We start from the raw sequence: 16197 nt of genomic DNA, 5'->3' as shown, positions 1-16197 counted from the left end.
CCCCTACGCCGACGCGGCCGTCAGCTTCGCCGACTCCTCGTCCGTCAGCGACAGATCCGCCACCGCCAGCAGGGCCGGCAGCTGCTCCAGGGCGCGCGCGGAGGCGATCGGGGCCGCCACCGTCGGCCGGTCCGCCAGCCATGCGAGGGCCACCGTGGCGATCTCCGCTCCCCGCGCCTGCGCGATCTCGTCCAGGGCCGCCAGGACGCGTACCCCCCGCTCCGACTTCAGGTATTGGCCGGCCCGCCCGGCCCGCGCCGAGTCCACCGTGGTCCCCGGACGGTACTTGCCCGTGAGGAAGCCGGCCGCCAGCGAGAAGTAAGGAACGGCCGCGAGACCCGCTCGGGAGGCGACGTCCTGCAGCGCGCCCTCATACGTGTCGCGCGAGACCAGGTTGTAGTGCGGCTGCAGCGCCACGTACCGCGCCAGGTTCTCGCGGTCGGAGACGTCGAGGGACTCCTGGAGGCGCTCGGCGGAGATGTTGGACGCCCCGATGGACCGGACCTTGCCCGCTTTCACGAGTTCGTCGAGCGCGCCGACGATCTCCTCGACCGGCACCTCCGGCCGGTCGAAGTGCGTGTAGTAGAGGTCGATGTAGTCGGTGTCCAGACGGCGCAGGGACGCGTCCGCGGCGGCCTTGATGTTGGCACCGCTCAGGCCCGGGTAGTCCGGGTGCTGGCTGACCTTGGTCGCGATGACGACATCCGCGCGGTTGCCGCGCGCCTTGACCCACTTGCCGATGATGGTCTCGGACTCACCCCCCTTGTTGCCCGGGGCGAAGGCCGAGTAGGAGTCCGCTGTGTCGACGAAGTTGCCGCCCGCGGCCGCGTAGGCGTCGAGTACGGCGAAGGACTGCGCCTCGTCGGCGGTCCAGCCGAAGACGTTGCCGCCGAGGGAGAGCGGGAAGACCTCGAGGTCGGAGGAGCCGAGTTTGCGAAGGGAAGTCATGGTTCATGAGAACGCGCCGACCGGACCGGCGCCTTCCGTGACAGCTGCAAAGACCTTGCAAACCATCGGATCCACCCATTCCGCCCTCTGCGCACCACGGCCGGTGGCCCTGACGTCGGGGGGATGCCGTCAGGGCCACCGGGGCCGGGAGAGGTCCGCGGTCAGGGGGTGAGGCCCTTGCTCTGCAGCCACGCCATCGGGTCGATCGCGTCACCGCCGCCCGGGTGCACCTCCAGGTGCAGGTGCGGCCCGGTCACGTTGCCGGTGGCACCCACGCGGCCGATGACGTCGCCGGTGGCCACCTTCTGCCCCACGGTCACGCTGATGGACGACTGGTGGCAGAACCAGAGTTCCGTACCGTCGTCGAGGGTCAGGATCGTGCGGTAGCCGTACGAGCCGGCCCAGCCGGCCTCCGTGACGGTGGCGCTGTGTATCGCCTTGATGAGCGTGCCCGTGGGCGCGGCGAAGTCGAGTCCGGTGTGGTAGCCGGAGGACCACATGGCACCGGCGTCACCGAAGCGGGAGGTCAGGGTGTAGGAGGAGGTCGGCAGCGCGTACTGCTTGGCGAGTGCGGCGAGCCGCTCCGCCTCGGCCTTCTTCTTGGCCTCTTCCTCGGCCTTCTTCTTCGCGGCGGCGGCCTTGGCCTTGGCGTCGTCCTGCGCCTTGGCGGCGGCCGCGGCGGCCTTCTTCGCGGCGGCGTCCTCCGCCGCCTGCGCGGCCGCGGCGGCGATCCGGTCCTGCTGGGACTCGGCCTGCTGCATGATCCGGGCGCGCAGCGCCTCCCCCGCGTCCGAGGAGCCGGCGGCGGCGTCCTCGGTGGTCAGGCCGGCACCGCTGAGCGCGGTGGCGGAGCCCTTGGGGGCACTGCTCGTGTCCGCGCCGATGAACTCCTTGGCCGAGTGGGTGACCGAGGAGAGGTCGGGCATGGATATGGAGACCGGAGGCTTGCCGCTCTGCGCGGTGGCCATGCCGCCCGCACCGACGGCGGCCATCACGCCGACGCCCAACACCGTGGAGCTGCGCGCAAGTCCGCCCCCGCGCTGCTTGGCGACGCGGTGCCGGCCGCGGACGGGACGGAGGGACTCCTCGGTGGGGTTCCACTCCTCCCAGGGGCCCTCGTCGTTGCCAGGTGCGAAGCCGAACGTCTGAGTGTCGTTCGGAGCGAACGAGGTGCTCTGGGCAGGCCGGTTGGACGCCACGTGGGCGCACTCCTTTCCTTCCGTCTCGCCTACCGGGTTAGCTGACGGGTTCGGAGAGGAAGGTCTCCTACGCGCGTATACCGACCGTGCTTCCACGGCGGTCTCCGCCCGATTCACCCCAAGGTGGTGGTTCCCCGGCTCCCTTGCGGGATTCGGCACACGCGCACGGAGCCGCCTCTTGTGACGGCTGGGACGACCGCGCTGCGTTATCGAACGTTAATAGACCCGGGGCCTTGATTCCAAGCTGTTCGGACAGATCATTAACGCTTCTGGCCTGGACTTTCCCACCATGATCGGCGGAAAAGGGGCGAGTTGACCGCGCCTCTTAAACCTCAGGCGTATTGACGGTAAGTCAGTTGTTATGCGGAGGGGGGTCGGTCACTCACCCTTGGTGACCGCGGTCATGGACGCTCGGGTCTGCGCACCGCCAGCAGGGCCATGTCGTCCGTGGCACGGCCGCCGGTGTGGCAGGCGACCGCTTCGGTCAGCGCGGCCAGCAGTCCGCCCGGGCCGGCGAAGACCCGGCCGGTGAGGCCCGCGGCGAGGTCGTAGAACTCCCCGTGCCGATCACGCGCCTCGGAGACGCCGTCCGTGTAGAGCAGCAGTGTGGCCCCGGGCGGGAAGTCCCACTCCTCAGCGCGGTCGGGCCGGGCCTCGAGGGCGCCCAGACCGAGGGGCATCGCGGTCTCGCGGGCCTCCAGCACGCGCAGGCTGCCGTCCGGGAGCAGCATCAGCGGGGCGGGGTGACCGCGGTTGAGGATGCGGACCAGGTCGCCGCCGTGCGGGATCTCCGCGAGGACCGCGGTGGTGAACCCCTCGACCATGTCGGGGCCGTCGCGCCGGGTGCCCTCGCGTGACAGGGCCCGCTCCAGCCGCTGGGCGACGGCTTCCGGTGTCGACTCCTGTTCCGCGGCCTCCCGGAAGGCGCCGATCACCACCGCGACCACGGCCACCGCGCCCATCCCCTTCCCCCGCACGTCGCCCACGACCAGCCGTACGCCGTGCGGGGTGTCCTGCACGGCGTACAGGTCGCCGCCGATGAAGGCGCCGGCCTGGGCCGCCTCGTACCGGGCGGCGATGTCGAGCCCGCCGATCCGTGCGGCGGGCTCGGGCAGCACGGCGCGCTGGGCGGCCTCGGCGATCCCCCGCGCGGAGGCGAGCCGCTCGTTCTTGCGGCGGACGAGCACGTTGATGAGGACGGCGAGCACCGCGACGGTGACGATGGTGACCGACTCGGTGATCGCACCGGCCCCGCCGAGCAGGCCGAGCCCGACGTGGACGGCGAGGACGGCGACGATCGCCGCCAGGCCGGTGAGAACCGTGCCGCGCAGCGAGTACAGGGGCGCGGCGACGAGGGGCGCCGCGGTGAAGAGGGGACCGGCCGTGACGTCGGACGGGGTGAGGCAGTCGTAGCAGGTGCCGACCACGACGAGCAGCACGGGCAGGGCAGACAGGACCGCCCGCGCGCGCACGAGGCGGCGGGTCTCACGCTCGGCCCGGCCCGGCCGCCGGACGTCCCCGGCACCGGGGGCGCAGACGGGTTCTCCGGTGAGTAAGGCGTCGAGGCGGTCCTCGTCGTCGTACGACTCCTGCAGCCACCGCGCACCTGCTTGCTGAATCACCCGTCCAGGCTTCCCGCAAGGACAGCGGGAGGCGACCGCTGTGGGCCGGCCGGAGTACGGACCGGCGGGACCCGCCCGGGCGGGGGCGAGGGAACGGGGACCGGGGAAACACCGAGAGCCGGAGTCCTCATGGACTCCGGCTCTCGGCCATCAGTAGCGGGGACAGGATTTGAACCTGCGACCTCTGGGTTATGAGCCCAGCGAGCTACCGAGCTGCTCCACCCCGCGTCGGTGATTCAAGTGTACGCCATGAGCGCGACACGAATGACACGGGTCTTGCAGCCACGGGCCCTCACCGGCTCTTTGCAGCCGTCAAGGGGGTGCGCGACGCCTCAGGGACGGGCCGGCGGGGGCAGCAGGTGGGCGTTCGGGGCCTTCGCCCGCTCCTCGTACTCCGGCAGGAGCACCACCTCCGCCCCGGCGGCCATCAGCAGCGCGTTCCCGTCGGCGGCCCGCACGAACGTGTCCGGTTCACGCCAGGCCGTCACCACCCGCCGTATCCCGGCGTCCAGGATCAGCCGGGCGCACGGCGCGGGCCGGGACGAGCGGCGCGCGCAGGGTTCCAGACTGCTGTACACCGTGGCGCCGGGCAGACGCGGATCCTCCGGGTCCAGCTTGGCCAGGGCGGCCTCCTCCGCGTGGACCACGGGATCGCCCTCCTCACGGGAGTGCCCGCGTGCCAGCTCGGTGCCGTCGGCCGCGACGACCACCGCTCCCACGCTGAAGGCCGTGCGGGAGGGCGGGCACTGCGCCGCGAGCTCGCAGGCCGTCTCCAGCCATCGCCGGTCCGCGGCCGAGGCGAGCGTCCCGGTTCCGGGCGCTGTGGGCACGTACCGCAGCAGCACCACGTCCCCGACCGTCCGCGCCTCCAGCAGCCGCATCCGCCCTGGCGGGTAGTCGCCGGGCCCGAACATCCGCGGCGCCTGCGCCTGCCCCACGAACAGCGGTGCGACCGCGAGCTGAAGCTCGTCCGCGAGCCCCTGCCGCAGCAGCTGGGTGTGCACACGCCCGCCGCCCTCGACCATCAGCCGCCGTACGCCCTTGACGTCCCCGAGGTGGTCGAGCACCGTCCGCCACTCCACGTCGGGGCCGAGCGCGACCACGTCCACGCTCTCCGGCAGCAGCCCGCGCAGCCGCTCGGCGCCCTTGTCCGTCGTATAGACGGCCTTCGCCCCGCCGGTGTGCCAGAACTGGGCGTCCGGGTCGAGGTCGCCGGACGCGCTGACGGTGACCTTGAGCGGGTATTCCGGCAGCCCGGCGGCGACCCGGGCCGCGCGCCGCTCGGGCGAGTTGACCAGCAGCCGCGGGTTGTCGATGCGCAGCGTGCCGGCGCCGACGAGTATCGCGTCGCTGCCCGCCCGCACCTCGTCGACCCGGTCGAAGTCCTCCGGTCCGGACAGCAGCAGCCGTGAGGGCCCGGTGTCGTCCAGGAAGCCGTCGAGGGAGACGGCGGCGGACAGCAGGACATAGGGGTGGGCCATGGGGTGCGCTCCAGTGGGACTTCGGTCGACAGCCAGGAAGGCCGCGCTGCTGACGCTTGGTTCAAGTTTTAAACAATAACTACACTGCCAGTATGACGACCCGCTGGCTCACCCCGGAGCAAGAGCGCGCCTGGCGCTCCTACATCGCCGCGTCCTGGCTTCTGGAGGACACGATCGACCGGCAGCTCCAGCAGGAGGCCGGCATGCCGCACCTGTACTACTCCGTGCTGGCCCACCTCTCCGACGCACCCGACCGCCGGATGCGGATGACCGATCTGGCCGAGGCCACGAAGATCACCCGCAGTCGGCTGACGTATGTCGTCACCCGCCTGGAGAAGGACGGCACCGTCCGCAGGGAGGGGTGCCCGACGGACCGGCGCGGCAGCATGGCGGTCCTCACGGACGCGGGGACGGCGCTGCTGGAGCGCGCCGCACCGGGCCATGTCGAGACGGTCCGGGCCGCCGTATTCGACCATCTCACGCCCGAGCAGGTGAGCCAGCTCGAGGCGATCTGCGACCGGATCACGGAGGCGCTCCAGGCAGGCGAGGAGCAGTCCACGTGCGGCGGCCTGCCCTGGCGGCGGCGTTCGTCCTCGGCGTGAGCCCCCGGAGGCCCCGTAGCCCCAAAAAGGTTGCTTGAACTTTAAAGCACGGGCTAGAGTCTCCGACCGAGGCTGTGCTTCAAATCTGAAGCAGCGGGTCACTCCGCACCCGCAGCCAGCCTGGAGGAGGACGACAGACATGACCGACCCACGCGACGCCACCACATCCGGCGACGGCGGCGACCCGACCCGCCTGCCCACCGCCACGGTCCGCACCCGCGTGACGGTCCCGCTGCGCTTCGGCGACGGCTACACGGTCACCGCCGACCTCGTCACCTTCCACGGCCTGGCCGACGGCCAGGAGCACCTCGCCGTGGTCCTCGGCGAGATGTCCGCCGACCGGCCCCCTCTGGTGCGCCTGCACTCCGAATGCCTGACCGGCGACGTCTTCGGCTCGGCCCGTTGCGACTGCGGTCCGCAGCTGCGTGAGGCGGTGGAACGCATCGCCGACCAGGGCGGCGTTCTGCTCTACCTCCGCCAGGAGGGCCGCGGTATCGGCCTCTACAACAAGCTGGACGCCTACGCCCTGCAGGACCAGGGTCTGGACACCTACGAGGCGAACGCCGCGCTCGGTCTGCCGGAGGACGCCCGCGACTACACGGCGGCCGCGCAGATGCTCCGCGCCCTCGGCATCAACAGCCTGGACCTGCTGTCCAACAACCCGGACAAGGCCGCGCAGCTCCGCGACCTGGGTCTCGCGGTCACCCACCACGTCCCCACGGGCGTCTTCACCACGGCGCACAACGTCCGCTACCTCCGCGCGAAGGTGGTCCACACCCACCACACCCTGCCCCTCACGGAGCTGACGGCCGGCTGACGCGGCCGGCGACGCCGGTCCAGGACGGCCGGGGCGACCTGACCGCATGTCAGGCGCCGCGGCCCGCCCCCGGCCCGCGTCCGTGGCGTACACCCTTCGCGGTGCCGCCTCCCAGCCGTGTCAGAGGCCGCCGTGCGCCGGTTCCCAGACCGAGCAGTCGTGTGCGAAGAGCACACGCCGGGGGTCGAGATCGGCAAGCCGGTCCAGCCAGGACGGGTAGGGCGGGAGCGGCTGCTCCACACCCTGGCGGGCGGCGTGGCGGGCCAGATGGTCCGACGCGAACCCGGATGCGAAGTCATGGGCCTGGCCGGCGAGGACCACGGTGCCGTCGTCCTTCCGCAGGACCAGGGACTGATGTCCCTCGGTGTGCCCCGGTGTGGGAACGACCCGGACCCCCGGCCAGATCTCGGTCTCCCCGGCGAGCTCCTCGTAGGCGACACCGGGGAAGTCGACCAGCTCGTCGAAGGTGTGGTTGCCCCGCCGGGCGGTGGCCAGCTCCACGTCCTGCACGAGGACGGGCCTGCCCCCCAGAAGGGGATTCCCGCCGCAGTGGTCGAAGTGCAGATGGCAGTTCACGACGAGGGAGATGTCGTCGAGGACTGCCCCCGCCGCGGACAGGGCTTCCTGCAGCGCACGGCGCCGGGGCCGGTAGTGCGCCTCGGTCTCGGGGTCCGCGGCGCCGATGCCGGTGTCGAAGAGGAGCAGGCCGCGCTCGTGTCGCACCAGATAGGCGAGCACCGGCTCCACCCGTGGCTGCCCGCTCTCCGTCTCCGAGGCGGGCCGGACGAAGTAACCGAGGTCGAGCCGACGCACCGCGATGTCTCTTCCCATGCCGCCATCCTCGCGGACCGCGCACCGCACGGCGGCCGATCTGCCGACGGCGAAACCCCCGCCGACGCAGGTCGACGAGGGTTTCGACCCCGAGGGGTCCTGGTAGGCCCTGTGGGACTCGAACCCACAACCAATGGATTAAAAGTCCACTGCTCTGCCAATTGAGCTAAGGGCCCAGGCGATGTTGCCTCCCCGAGCATAGCCGGAGGAGGCCGGGACTCCGATCGGGTATCGGTGACCCGGCCACACCGACGGCCGAGATCCTGCGGATGGCCCCACCGCCCCGCCCGGTCCTACGGATCCTCCACCGTCGGCGCCCCGGCCCGAGCCGCCTCCCGTGCGCGTGTGCGCGCGTGCTCGGGGTTCAGGAACCAGTGCCGGGCCGACACCAGCCACCAGGTCGCCGCGAAGCCGAGCACCGCAAGGACCGCCACCGGGGCGTAGTTGAAGGTCTCCCAGGTGACGGGGGAGACCTGCGGCAGCATGAAGAGGACCGTGATGACCCCGACCCACCCGACCGACACCACCCCGACGATGTGCGACCAGCGGCCCAGGTGCCAGGGTCCGCGTTCGAACGCCTCGCCCTTGCGCACCCGCAGCAGGGTCGGGATCACATAGGCGACGTACAGCCCGATGACGGCGATCGAGGTGACGGCCGCGTAGGCCGTGTAGTTGATCAAGTACGGCAGACCGAGGGCCAGAGCGCCGAGCGCGGCGAGCCAGACGGCGGCCACGGGTGTGCGCGTACGCGGATCGACCGTGTGCCAGACATGCGAGAAGGGCAGGGCGCCGTCGCGTGAAAAGGCGTAGATCATCCGGCTGTTGGCCGTCACCGACGCCATCCCGCAGAACAGCTGGGCGCCGATCACCACGAGGAGCAGCAGCTTGCCCGCGGTCGCGCCGAGGGCGTCCAGCAGGATCTGGGCGGGTGGTGCGCCCGTCGGGGACGCGAGCTCCTTGTCGTAGGACTGGATGGCGAAGGTGAAGCCGAGCAGCAGCACGAACCCGGCCACCCACGACGTCCAGATCGACCGGACGATCCCCCTGGGGCCGGCCGTCGACGCGTCGTGCGTCTCCTCCGTCATATGGGCGGAGGCGTCGTAGCCGGTGAAGGTGTACTGGGCCATCAGCAGCCCCAACAGCACCACGTAGACCCCGCTGCCCCAACCCGTGTTGTTCACGAACTTCGAGAACACGAAGGACGCCGACTGGTGGTGGTCCGGCACGAAGGCCAGCGCTCCGACGATCACCCCGACCCCCACCACGTGCCACCAGACGCTGACGCCGTTGAGGAAGGCGACGATCCGGACGCCGAAGGTGTTCAGCAGCCCGTGCAGCACCAGGATCGCCGCGAACAGCAGCACCGTGCGGCCCGGTGTCACCTCGAAGTCGAACTGGAGGTTGAGGTAGGCGCCCAGGAAGGACGCGGCACCGAAGTCGATCCCCGCCGTCACCGCCACCTGGCCCAGCACGTTGAACCAGCCCGTGAACCAGGCCCAGGCCGCGGCGGTCCGCGGGGGCGCGAGGCGGTGGGCCCAGAAGTACAGGCCCGCCGAGGTCGGATACGCCGAGCAGATCTCGGCCATGGACAGTCCGACGAACAGGGTCATCAGGCCGACGACGACCCAGCCCCAGGTCATCACGGCCGGGCCGCCCGTGTTCATGCCGAACAGATAGAGCGTCAGGCAGCCCGAGAGAACCGAGATGATCGTGAAGGACACCGCGTAGTTGGAGAACGCCGACATCCGGCGGGCGAGGACCTGGGTGTAGCCGAGCTGGGCGAGCCGTTCCTCGTCGGACACGGCGGCGCCCGCGGTCCCCGAAGGGCCGCGGGCGCCGGAGGGTGAGGGAGATGTCATGTCCCCAGCGATTCCCTCGCCGAGGACGTGACATGCGCCACACAGTGGTTGTTATGGCCAAAAGTTGTCGTACGGGTGGCCGCCCCGGGAACCGCTAGAAGATCCCCTTGTACTTCTGCCAGCCGGTGCCGATCTTCACCCGCGGCGCGAAGGACCCGTTGCCGTAACCGGTCTGCCGGAACAGGTTGCCCGCGGTGTCCCGCGCAACGATGTCCGCCTTGCCGTCCCCCGTGATGTCACCCGCCCCGACCACCACGTTGTACGAGTTCCCCCAACCCGTGAACAACCGCACCCGGGAGGCGAAGGAGCCCTTCCCGGTGCCGTAGTAGCGATAGAGGGTATTGGCCTTGTCCTGGGCGATCAGGTCCCCGATGCCGTCACCGTTGAGGTCACCCACACCCACGACCTTCTTGTACGTCTTCCAGTTGTCGTACAGCTTGACGCGTGTGGAGAGTTTTCCGGTGCTGGTGCCCTTGTACAGGTAGACCGCACCGGTCGCGGCGTTGCGGGCGAGCAGGTCGGCCCGCCCGTCACCGCTGATGTCCCCCGGCGAGGTCAGCACGTCGTACGCGTTCCAGCCACTGGTCACGAGCGTCGTGTACGACGTGGTCGGCTTCAGCGCCGCACCACAACCCGGCTTGTACAACCGCACGGCACCGCTGCTCAGCTTCACCAGCACGTCGTTGCAGCGGTCCCCGCTCAGGTCCCCGAACGGGACCGCCTTGATCGACGTGGACCAGCCCGTAGCGGTCGTCTGCGCGGAGAACTTCCCGGTCCCCGTCCCGTCGTGGATCGTCAGACCGCCCGAGGAGTCGAGGGTGAGCAGATCGCCGACGCCGTCCGGGTCCTGCGAAACGCTGCCCGCGAAGTCATGGCGCGCCGCGCCGCCGTGCAGCAGCCGGACCGTGCCCTTCGTCTCCAGCGGTCCGCCCACGCCGTCCGCCGGCGCGACCGAGAGCGTCCAGTAGTAGAGCCCGTTGGGGAGATAGCCCGTACTGGTCGTCCCGTGCCACTTCACCGCCAGCTCACCGCGCGCCTCCCCGCCGTCGCGGGTGTCGACGACCTTGCCGGTCGCCTTGCTGCGCACCGTCAGACGCCAGTTCGCCGCGGGCTTCGACAGCTCGACCCTGGTCAGGGCGGGACCGGTGTCGCCCTGGTCCGCGAAGACGCTGTCGCTGGACTCCGCCGGGTCCAACGGACTCAGCGCCTGCTGCGGCACTCCGGACGGTACGAGATGCACACGCTCCTGCTCGTCGACGTAGGCGGCGTTCGGGCCGGACTCGTCGACCGTCCAGCGCACGTCCCGCTGCGAGACCCCGGTGTCCGGCAGATCGCCGATGACCCGGCTCACGGGCGTTCCGTCCGTGACCGTCGTGAGCGTCAGCTTCCCGGCCCGCCGGTCGTGCGTGACGACAAAACCGTCGCCCAGCTTCGCCTCGTCCGCCGGAACGGGCACGGACCTGTGCGTGTCGCGGTCGTAGACCCCGGCCTTCCCGTCGCAGGTCCAGTAGATCCAGCGGCCGAACGCCTGGAGTTCGGTGGGCGTGCACCCGGCGTCGATCGTGAGGGTCTCGGTGGTCTTCTTCGTCGTCAGGTCGTAGGCCGTGACCGTGCCGGGGGTGGTCCCCGCCGTCCACAGCACGTCGCCCGACAGAGCGGCGGCGCCGGGTGCGCGGACGACGCTCGCGACCTCGTTGTCGACCTGGACGACCCGCTGCTGGGTCGCGGTCGTGTGGATCACGTACCGGCCCGAGGCGTCGGTGATCTGCCCTCCCGCAGGAAGGCTCAACTCTCGCCAGCCGCCCTCGTCGGGCCCGTCGGCCCGGAGGCGGTCGATGCTCCCCGTGTCCCGCGTCAGCCATACCGCGCGGTTGTCCGGCGTGGCGAACAGCCGGCAGGCGCCCTCCGCCGACGGGCAGCCGAACAGATCGTCGCTGTACAGGGAACGCTCACCGAACTCGGGCGTTCCGGTCGCCGCGACGGTCCGGCCGTAGGCCTGCCGGTACCCCTGATCGCGCTCTTCCGCGACGATCAGCCGCCCCTGCTCCAGGGCAAGGCCCTCGATCCTGTACGGCGGTTTCGGCAGCGCCTTGACCTGGGTGACGGCGGGCCGGCCGTCCGCGCCCGTGCGGATGCGCTGGATGCCCCAGTCGTCGGCGGTGGTGCGCCCGACGACCACGGCCGTGCCGTCGGAGACGGCGGAGACGGGGGAGTCCGACGAGGTGAGCACGGTCACCGCGGCACCGCCGGCGATGGGCACCGCCGTCACGGCCGTACCGGCGCTGGGCCGGTGGACCAGCCAGTCACCGACCACGGCGAGACCGTCTGCGGGGTTCACGCTCCCCGTGCCGTCCAGCGTGACCCCGACCGGGGCGGCCGACAGATCGGAACGGGAAAGCACCTGGACGGTGGCCTCGTCGGGGTTGAACAGCACCACGTGATCGGCGGTGACCTGCGCCTTGAGATAGACCTTGGAGCGCAGCGGGGTCAGGCTCTGGATCTGCCCCGTCCTCCGGTCGACCATGATCGACAGATAACGCCCGTCCTCGGAGGCGTTGAACAGCAGACCCGTGGCGTCCCCGCCCACGGGCGCCCCGAGGTTCACACCCTCGGGCAGTCCTCCGACGGGCACGTCGCGTGTGGTCCCGTCGGCGTCCGGGATCAGGAGGTGCATCTCCCGCACGGTGGTCCCGTCGGGGGCCTGCACACTGCGCCAGCCGACCGCCAGGTCGCTGTACTCGGTGAGCAGTTGGAGCCCCGCGGGCGTCTGCACGCTGCGGGTGGTCCCGTCCACCGCGTTCCACAGATCGACCCGTCCCCCGCCGTACTGGTAGGCGATCACGTCGCCGCCGGTCGCCAGGGCGGAGGTCGCCCCGGCGGGCTTGACCACGGGCACGGTCCGCCCGTCCGCATAACGCGTCCAGACTTGACCGGTGTACCCCTCCAGCGAGTGGAAGACGCCCTGGGTCCCGGCGCCGTCGTGGCCCGTGTAGGTCGACCCCTGGAAGAGCCGGGCGGAGGTGTAGGTGCTGCGCAACGTCGCCGGAACCACCGTCTCGTGCGGCCCGTCCGCGAATGCAGCCGATGGCAGCATAGGTCCCAGCCCGGCGGCGAGAACGGCGGACGCGGCGATCAGCCTCAGGCATGTGAAGGCATGACGCGACAAGGAAATCCCTCCCCGAAAACATGAGAGGGGATGCGTGTGCGTGCGGTGCACGCATCGGATTCCCCCGGCCCCCAGCCGCCACATCCCCCTCAAAGCCCGCTGATCGTATAAGAAGTTCACAGCATGCCGGAACGCGATTACCGCGCCTCGTGCGGCGGCTTCGGCACCACGAACGCCGTGGCCCCCCACCGGAATCGGTGGGGGGCCACGGCGTTCACTGCGCGCGGGGGCGCGCCCGGCGTCAGCCGTTGCGCTTCCAGCGGGGCTTGTCCTCGCGGCGGCCGAACCCGCCCGAGCCGCGGTGGTCGTCACGGCGGCCGAACGGGCGCTCGTGACCGCCGGCGCGGAAGCCGGGGCGGTCGCCCTGGCGGTCGCGGTTGAAGGGCCGGTCGCTGCCACGGTGCCCACCGCGGTCGTCACGGCGCTCGAACGGACGCCGGTCGTTGTCCCGGCGGAAACCGCCACGGTCGTCACGACGCTCGAAGGAACGGCCGCCACGCTCACCACGCTCGCCGTCCCGACGGTCGAAACCACGGTCCCGGTCGCGGTTGAAGCCTCCGCGGTCGTCCCGGCGGAACGGCCGCCACGCTCACCACGCTCGCCGTCCCGACGGTCGAAACCACGGTCCCGGTCGCGGTTGAAGCCTCCGCGGTCGTCCCGGCGGTCACGGCCCCGGTCGAACTCGCGGTCGCGGTGGGAACCGCCCCGATCGTCGCGCTGTTCACGGCGCTCGTACGACGAACCGGCCGGCCGCTCCTCGCGCTCGGCACGCTCGACGTCCTGGGCGGTCGGCTGCTCGGGCACGGAGATCCCCGCCTCCGGCGCCTCGGCGGCCGCCGTGGACGCGTCGGTGGCCGCCTGGACCGCCGACTCCGGGTCCTCGCCCCGCTCCCGCGCGGCACGGGCGACCAACCGGTCCGCCTCCTCGCGCAGTTCGGTCGCACGCCGGGTGGCGTGCTCCAGCTGCTTGGTGAGGTGGGCGACCTCGCGCTCGGCCTGCTGCGCGGCGTTGCCGGCGGACTCGGCCTGGACCTCGGTCATGGACCGGGCGCCGGTGATGTCGGCGACCTCGGGGTCGAACGCGGCCCCGCCCTGGATGATGTGGCGCGAGGCGTCGACGCCCGCGTCCTCCATCAGCCGGAAGATCTGGCGCCGCTGGTGCGGCAGGGCGAGGGAGACGACCGTGCCGGTACGGCCGGCGCGGGCCGTGCGTCCGGCGCGGTGCAGGTAGTCCTTGTGGTCGCCGGCCGGGTCCACGTTCAGGACGAGGTCGATCCCGTCGACGTGGATGCCGCGGGCCGCGACGTCCGTGGCGACGAGCACGTTCACGTAGCCGTCCTTGAAGTCGGCCAGCGTCCGGGTGCGCGCGCCCTGCGTCATGCCGCCGTGCAGCGCATCCGCCTTCACACCGGCGTCGCGCATCTGCTCGGCGACCCGGTCGGCACCGAGCTGGGTGCGGACGAAGACGATGGTCCGCCCCTTGCGGGAGGCGATCGCCGCGGTGACCGGGGCCTTGTCCTTGGGCTTAACGATGAGGATGTGGTGCGACATGGTCGTCACGGCGCCCTGGGCGGCGTCGACCTCGTGGCTCACCGGCTCGTTCAGGTACCGGTCGACGAGGGTCTGGATCTCGTTCTCCATGGTCGCGGAGAAGAGCATGCGCTGGCCGTCGGCCGGCACCTGGTCGAGCAGCTCGGTGACCTCGGGAAGAAAGCCCAGGTCCGACATCTGGTCGGCCTCGTCGAGCACCGCGATCTGCACGTTCTCGAGGGAGCAGGCACCGCGGTTGATGATGTCGCGCAGACGGCCGGGCGTGGCGACCAGAACGTCCACACCGCGCTCGAGGGCGTAGATCTGGTTCGCCATGGACGTGCCGCCGCAGACGACCTTCATCTTCAGGCCGAGCACGTCGCCGTACGGCTGCAGCGCGTCCGCGACCTGCATGGCGAGCTCACGGGTCGGCGTGAGGATCACGGCCCGCGGCTTCTTCTTCTCGGTGCGGCCGCCCGCCAGGGTGGCGAGGGTCGGCAGACCGAAGGAGAGCGTCTTGCCGGAACCCGTGCGGCCGCGGCCGAGGATGTCCTTGCCGACCAGGGCGTCCGGGATGGTCGCGGCCTGGATCGGGAAGGGGACGGTGACGCCGTTCTGGGCGAGCTTGCGGACGATGCCCTCGGGGAGCCCTAGATCGGCGAAAGTCACCTCGGGGGCGGTTTCCCCGCCCTCGGTGTCCTCGGACAGGACGACGTGCTCAGTACTGACAGCAGACATGCGAAATGCGAACCTTCCGGAGTTCACGGCACGCGCCCAAACATCCGTGAAGTCGCATTCGACCGCCTCAATGCGGTCCGGCCACGGCAAGGGAGAGTACGCGCCACACGCGGCGCGTCTTTGTGGCGCCGGGCAAATGGGATCAAACGATCTACCACCATACGCACCCGGCCCCGTCGAGTGCAAACCGAGTCCCGCCCGCCACGGGTGACCCTCACCACACGGCCGCTTCGCCCCGCCGTGGGCCTCCCCGGGCGGGCGGACGGCTACATCGCCGGAACGCCCGCACGGGGCGCGGGCTCCCGCTGCATCAGCTGGGTGGTCTGCTCATGCGCCGAGGACGAGGGCTCGGCGGTCGTCGGCGTGGACGAGGCGGGGTCCGGCTCGCTCGGCGGTGTCGGATCCGCCGTGCTGTCCGTCGGGGTCGGATTCCCGTCCGTCGGAGCGGGAGGCACCCCTCCGTCACCCCCCTTGCCCTCGGTGTGCCCGGCGGTCGGCTTGCCGTCCTTGCCCTTGCCACCGTGCTCGGACTCGGAGGAGGAAGGGGACGCGGAGGTCCCGGAGGACTCGTCCGGGTCGGTCGAACCGCCCTTGACCGCGGCCCCGCCGCGGCCGCCACCCACACCCTGGCCCACCGCCGACCCGCCGCCGGGTGCACCCCCTCCGTGGTGTCCCGCCGAGTGCGACGGGGAGGGACTGCCCTCGTCGTCCCCCACGCTCATGCAGCCGGCGACCGCGGCCACGACCATGACCGCGGCGGCCAGACGGACGAGTACGTAACAGGCGCGCACGGGCAGCCACCTCCGATAGGGGTCTCCCCTGCCCGTGAGGGTCCCCCGGTCCGGTGGAACCGAGAACCTGGGGAGCGGCCGAGAGCGCGGGGAAGGTGCGAGGAGTCCCCCTGCCCAACTCCCCGTACCCACGGGAGGACACGCACCCGGGGGAGAACGTCACGCGTCCGGCGAGTCGCGTCCCCGGTCCACAGGGCCCGGCGCCCGCGCACACACGCCGTCCGGCGCCGTCATCCGTACCCGAGCGCGTGCAGCCGGGCGTCGTCGATCCCGAAGTGATGGGCGATCTCGTGGACCACCGTGACCTCGGTCTCCGCCACCACGTCCGCACGCGTCTCGCAGATCCGCAGGGTCGGCCCCCGGTAGACGGTGATCCGGTCCGGCAGCACCCCCGCGTACCACTCCCCGCGGTCCGTCAGCGGAGTCCCCTCGTACAGTCCGAGCAGCTCGGGGTCGTCGGCGGACGGCTCGTCCTCGACGAACACCGCCACGTTGTCCATCAGCCGCGTCAGCTCCGGCGGGATCCGGTCGAGCGCCTCGGCGACCAGTTCCTCGAACTCCTCGCGCGTCATCTCCAGCACAGGGCCATTGTCCGGTACGAACCCCGTCCGAG

General features: G+C 71.3%; 11 protein-coding genes, 2 tRNA genes, 1 pseudogene and 1 riboswitch. Of the genes and pseudogenes, 2 read left to right on the top strand and 12 right to left on the bottom strand.

The genetic code is table 11. The features are described 5' to 3' along the window. Window positions 1-3 precede the first annotated feature (3 nt). The 5 genes from ADL25_RS25490 to ADL25_RS25470 form a co-directional block, all read right to left on the bottom strand. Complete coding sequence (locus ADL25_RS25490) at window positions 4-948, bottom strand: aldo/keto reductase (RefSeq protein ID WP_059130145.1); 945 nt, start codon at window positions 946-948, stop codon at window positions 4-6. Between the two features lie 161 nt (window positions 949-1109). Continuing rightward, the gene (locus ADL25_RS25485) at window positions 1110-2147 is read right to left on the bottom strand and encodes a M23 family metallopeptidase (RefSeq protein ID WP_059130144.1); all 1038 of its coding nucleotides are present in this window, start codon (window positions 2145-2147) and stop codon (window positions 1110-1112) included. Between the two features lie 11 nt (window positions 2148-2158). After that, a riboswitch (cyclic di-AMP (ydaO/yuaA leader) is annotated at window positions 2159-2315 on the bottom strand. A gap of 233 nt (window positions 2316-2548) precedes the next feature. Then, complete coding sequence (locus ADL25_RS25480; protein WP_416070695.1) at window positions 2549-3769, bottom strand: PP2C family protein-serine/threonine phosphatase; 1221 nt, start codon at window positions 3767-3769, stop codon at window positions 2549-2551. 154 nt (window positions 3770-3923) lie between these two features. Then, window positions 3924-3997, bottom strand: a tRNA-Met gene (locus ADL25_RS25475). Between the two features lie 104 nt (window positions 3998-4101). Then, window positions 4102-5250, bottom strand: coding sequence for a dihydrofolate reductase family protein (locus ADL25_RS25470; RefSeq protein WP_059130143.1), 1149 nt, complete (start codon window positions 5248-5250; stop codon window positions 4102-4104). Between the two features lie 92 nt (window positions 5251-5342). Here ADL25_RS25470 and ADL25_RS25465 point away from each other — a divergent pair, with 92 nt between their 5' ends. Further along, window positions 5343-5852, top strand: coding sequence for a MarR family winged helix-turn-helix transcriptional regulator (locus tag ADL25_RS25465; RefSeq protein WP_059130142.1), 510 nt, complete (start codon window positions 5343-5345; stop codon window positions 5850-5852). 139 nt (window positions 5853-5991) lie between these two features. Continuing rightward, window positions 5992-6669: a GTP cyclohydrolase II gene (gene ribA, locus ADL25_RS25460; RefSeq protein ID WP_059130141.1), complete on the top strand. Its 678-nt coding sequence runs from the start codon at window positions 5992-5994 to the stop codon at window positions 6667-6669. Window positions 6670-6789: 120 nt separating this feature from the next. Here ribA and ADL25_RS25455 read toward each other — a convergent pair whose 3' ends face one another. The 7 genes and pseudogenes from ADL25_RS25455 to ADL25_RS25425 all read right to left on the bottom strand — a co-directional run bounded on the left by ADL25_RS25455 (window position 6790) and on the right by ADL25_RS25425 (window position 16165). Then, window positions 6790-7500 (bottom strand): N-acyl homoserine lactonase family protein, encoded by a 711-nt coding sequence (locus tag ADL25_RS25455; RefSeq protein WP_059130140.1) that lies wholly within the window; start codon window positions 7498-7500, stop codon window positions 6790-6792. Between the two features lie 100 nt (window positions 7501-7600). After that, window positions 7601-7676 (bottom strand) — tRNA-Lys (locus ADL25_RS25450). Between the two features lie 117 nt (window positions 7677-7793). Further along, window positions 7794-9359: an amino acid permease gene (locus ADL25_RS25445; protein WP_059130139.1), complete on the bottom strand. Its 1566-nt coding sequence runs from the start codon at window positions 9357-9359 to the stop codon at window positions 7794-7796. 94 nt (window positions 9360-9453) lie between these two features. Beyond that, window positions 9454-11883 (bottom strand): FG-GAP repeat domain-containing protein, encoded by a 2430-nt coding sequence (locus ADL25_RS25440; RefSeq protein ID WP_234381036.1) that lies wholly within the window; start codon window positions 11881-11883, stop codon window positions 9454-9456. 883 nt (window positions 11884-12766) lie between these two features. Continuing rightward, window positions 12767-14793, bottom strand: a pseudogene (locus ADL25_RS25435) (DEAD/DEAH box helicase). A 266-nt stretch (window positions 14794-15059) separates the two neighbouring features. After that, complete coding sequence (locus ADL25_RS25430; RefSeq protein ID WP_063805747.1) at window positions 15060-15584, bottom strand: hypothetical protein; 525 nt, start codon at window positions 15582-15584, stop codon at window positions 15060-15062. A 230-nt stretch (window positions 15585-15814) separates the two neighbouring features. Continuing rightward, window positions 15815-16165, bottom strand: a complete 351-nt coding sequence (locus ADL25_RS25425) for a metallopeptidase family protein (RefSeq protein ID WP_059130137.1) — start codon at window positions 16163-16165, stop codon at window positions 15815-15817. Window positions 16166-16197 lie beyond the last annotated feature (32 nt).

Source organism: Streptomyces sp. NRRL F-5122, from assembly GCF_001507435.1.
GTDB lineage: Bacteria > Actinomycetota > Actinomycetes > Streptomycetales > Streptomycetaceae > Streptomyces > Streptomyces lannensis.
The sequence above is the reverse complement of the archived record's forward strand: the minus strand, read 5'-3'. Positions and strand labels throughout refer to the sequence as shown.

Coding starts and splice junctions, on each gene's coding strand:
- ADL25_RS25490 (WP_059130145.1), bottom strand. CDS start 948: ATGACTTCCCTTCGCAAACTCGGCTCCTCCGACCTCGAGGTCTTCCCG.
- ADL25_RS25470 (WP_059130143.1), bottom strand. CDS start 5,250: ATGGCCCACCCCTATGTCCTGCTGTCCGCCGCCGTCTCCCTCGACGGC.
- ADL25_RS25465 (WP_059130142.1), top strand. CDS start 5,343: ATGACGACCCGCTGGCTCACCCCGGAGCAAGAGCGCGCCTGGCGCTCC.
- ribA (WP_059130141.1), top strand. CDS start 5,992: ATGACCGACCCACGCGACGCCACCACATCCGGCGACGGCGGCGACCCG.
- ADL25_RS25455 (WP_059130140.1), bottom strand. CDS start 7,500: ATGGGAAGAGACATCGCGGTGCGTCGGCTCGACCTCGGTTACTTCGTC.
- ADL25_RS25445 (WP_059130139.1), bottom strand. CDS start 9,359: ATGACATCTCCCTCACCCTCCGGCGCCCGCGGCCCTTCGGGGACCGCG.
- ADL25_RS25440 (WP_234381036.1), bottom strand. CDS start 11,883: ATGGTCGACCGGAGGACGGGGCAGATCCAGAGCCTGACCCCGCTGCGC.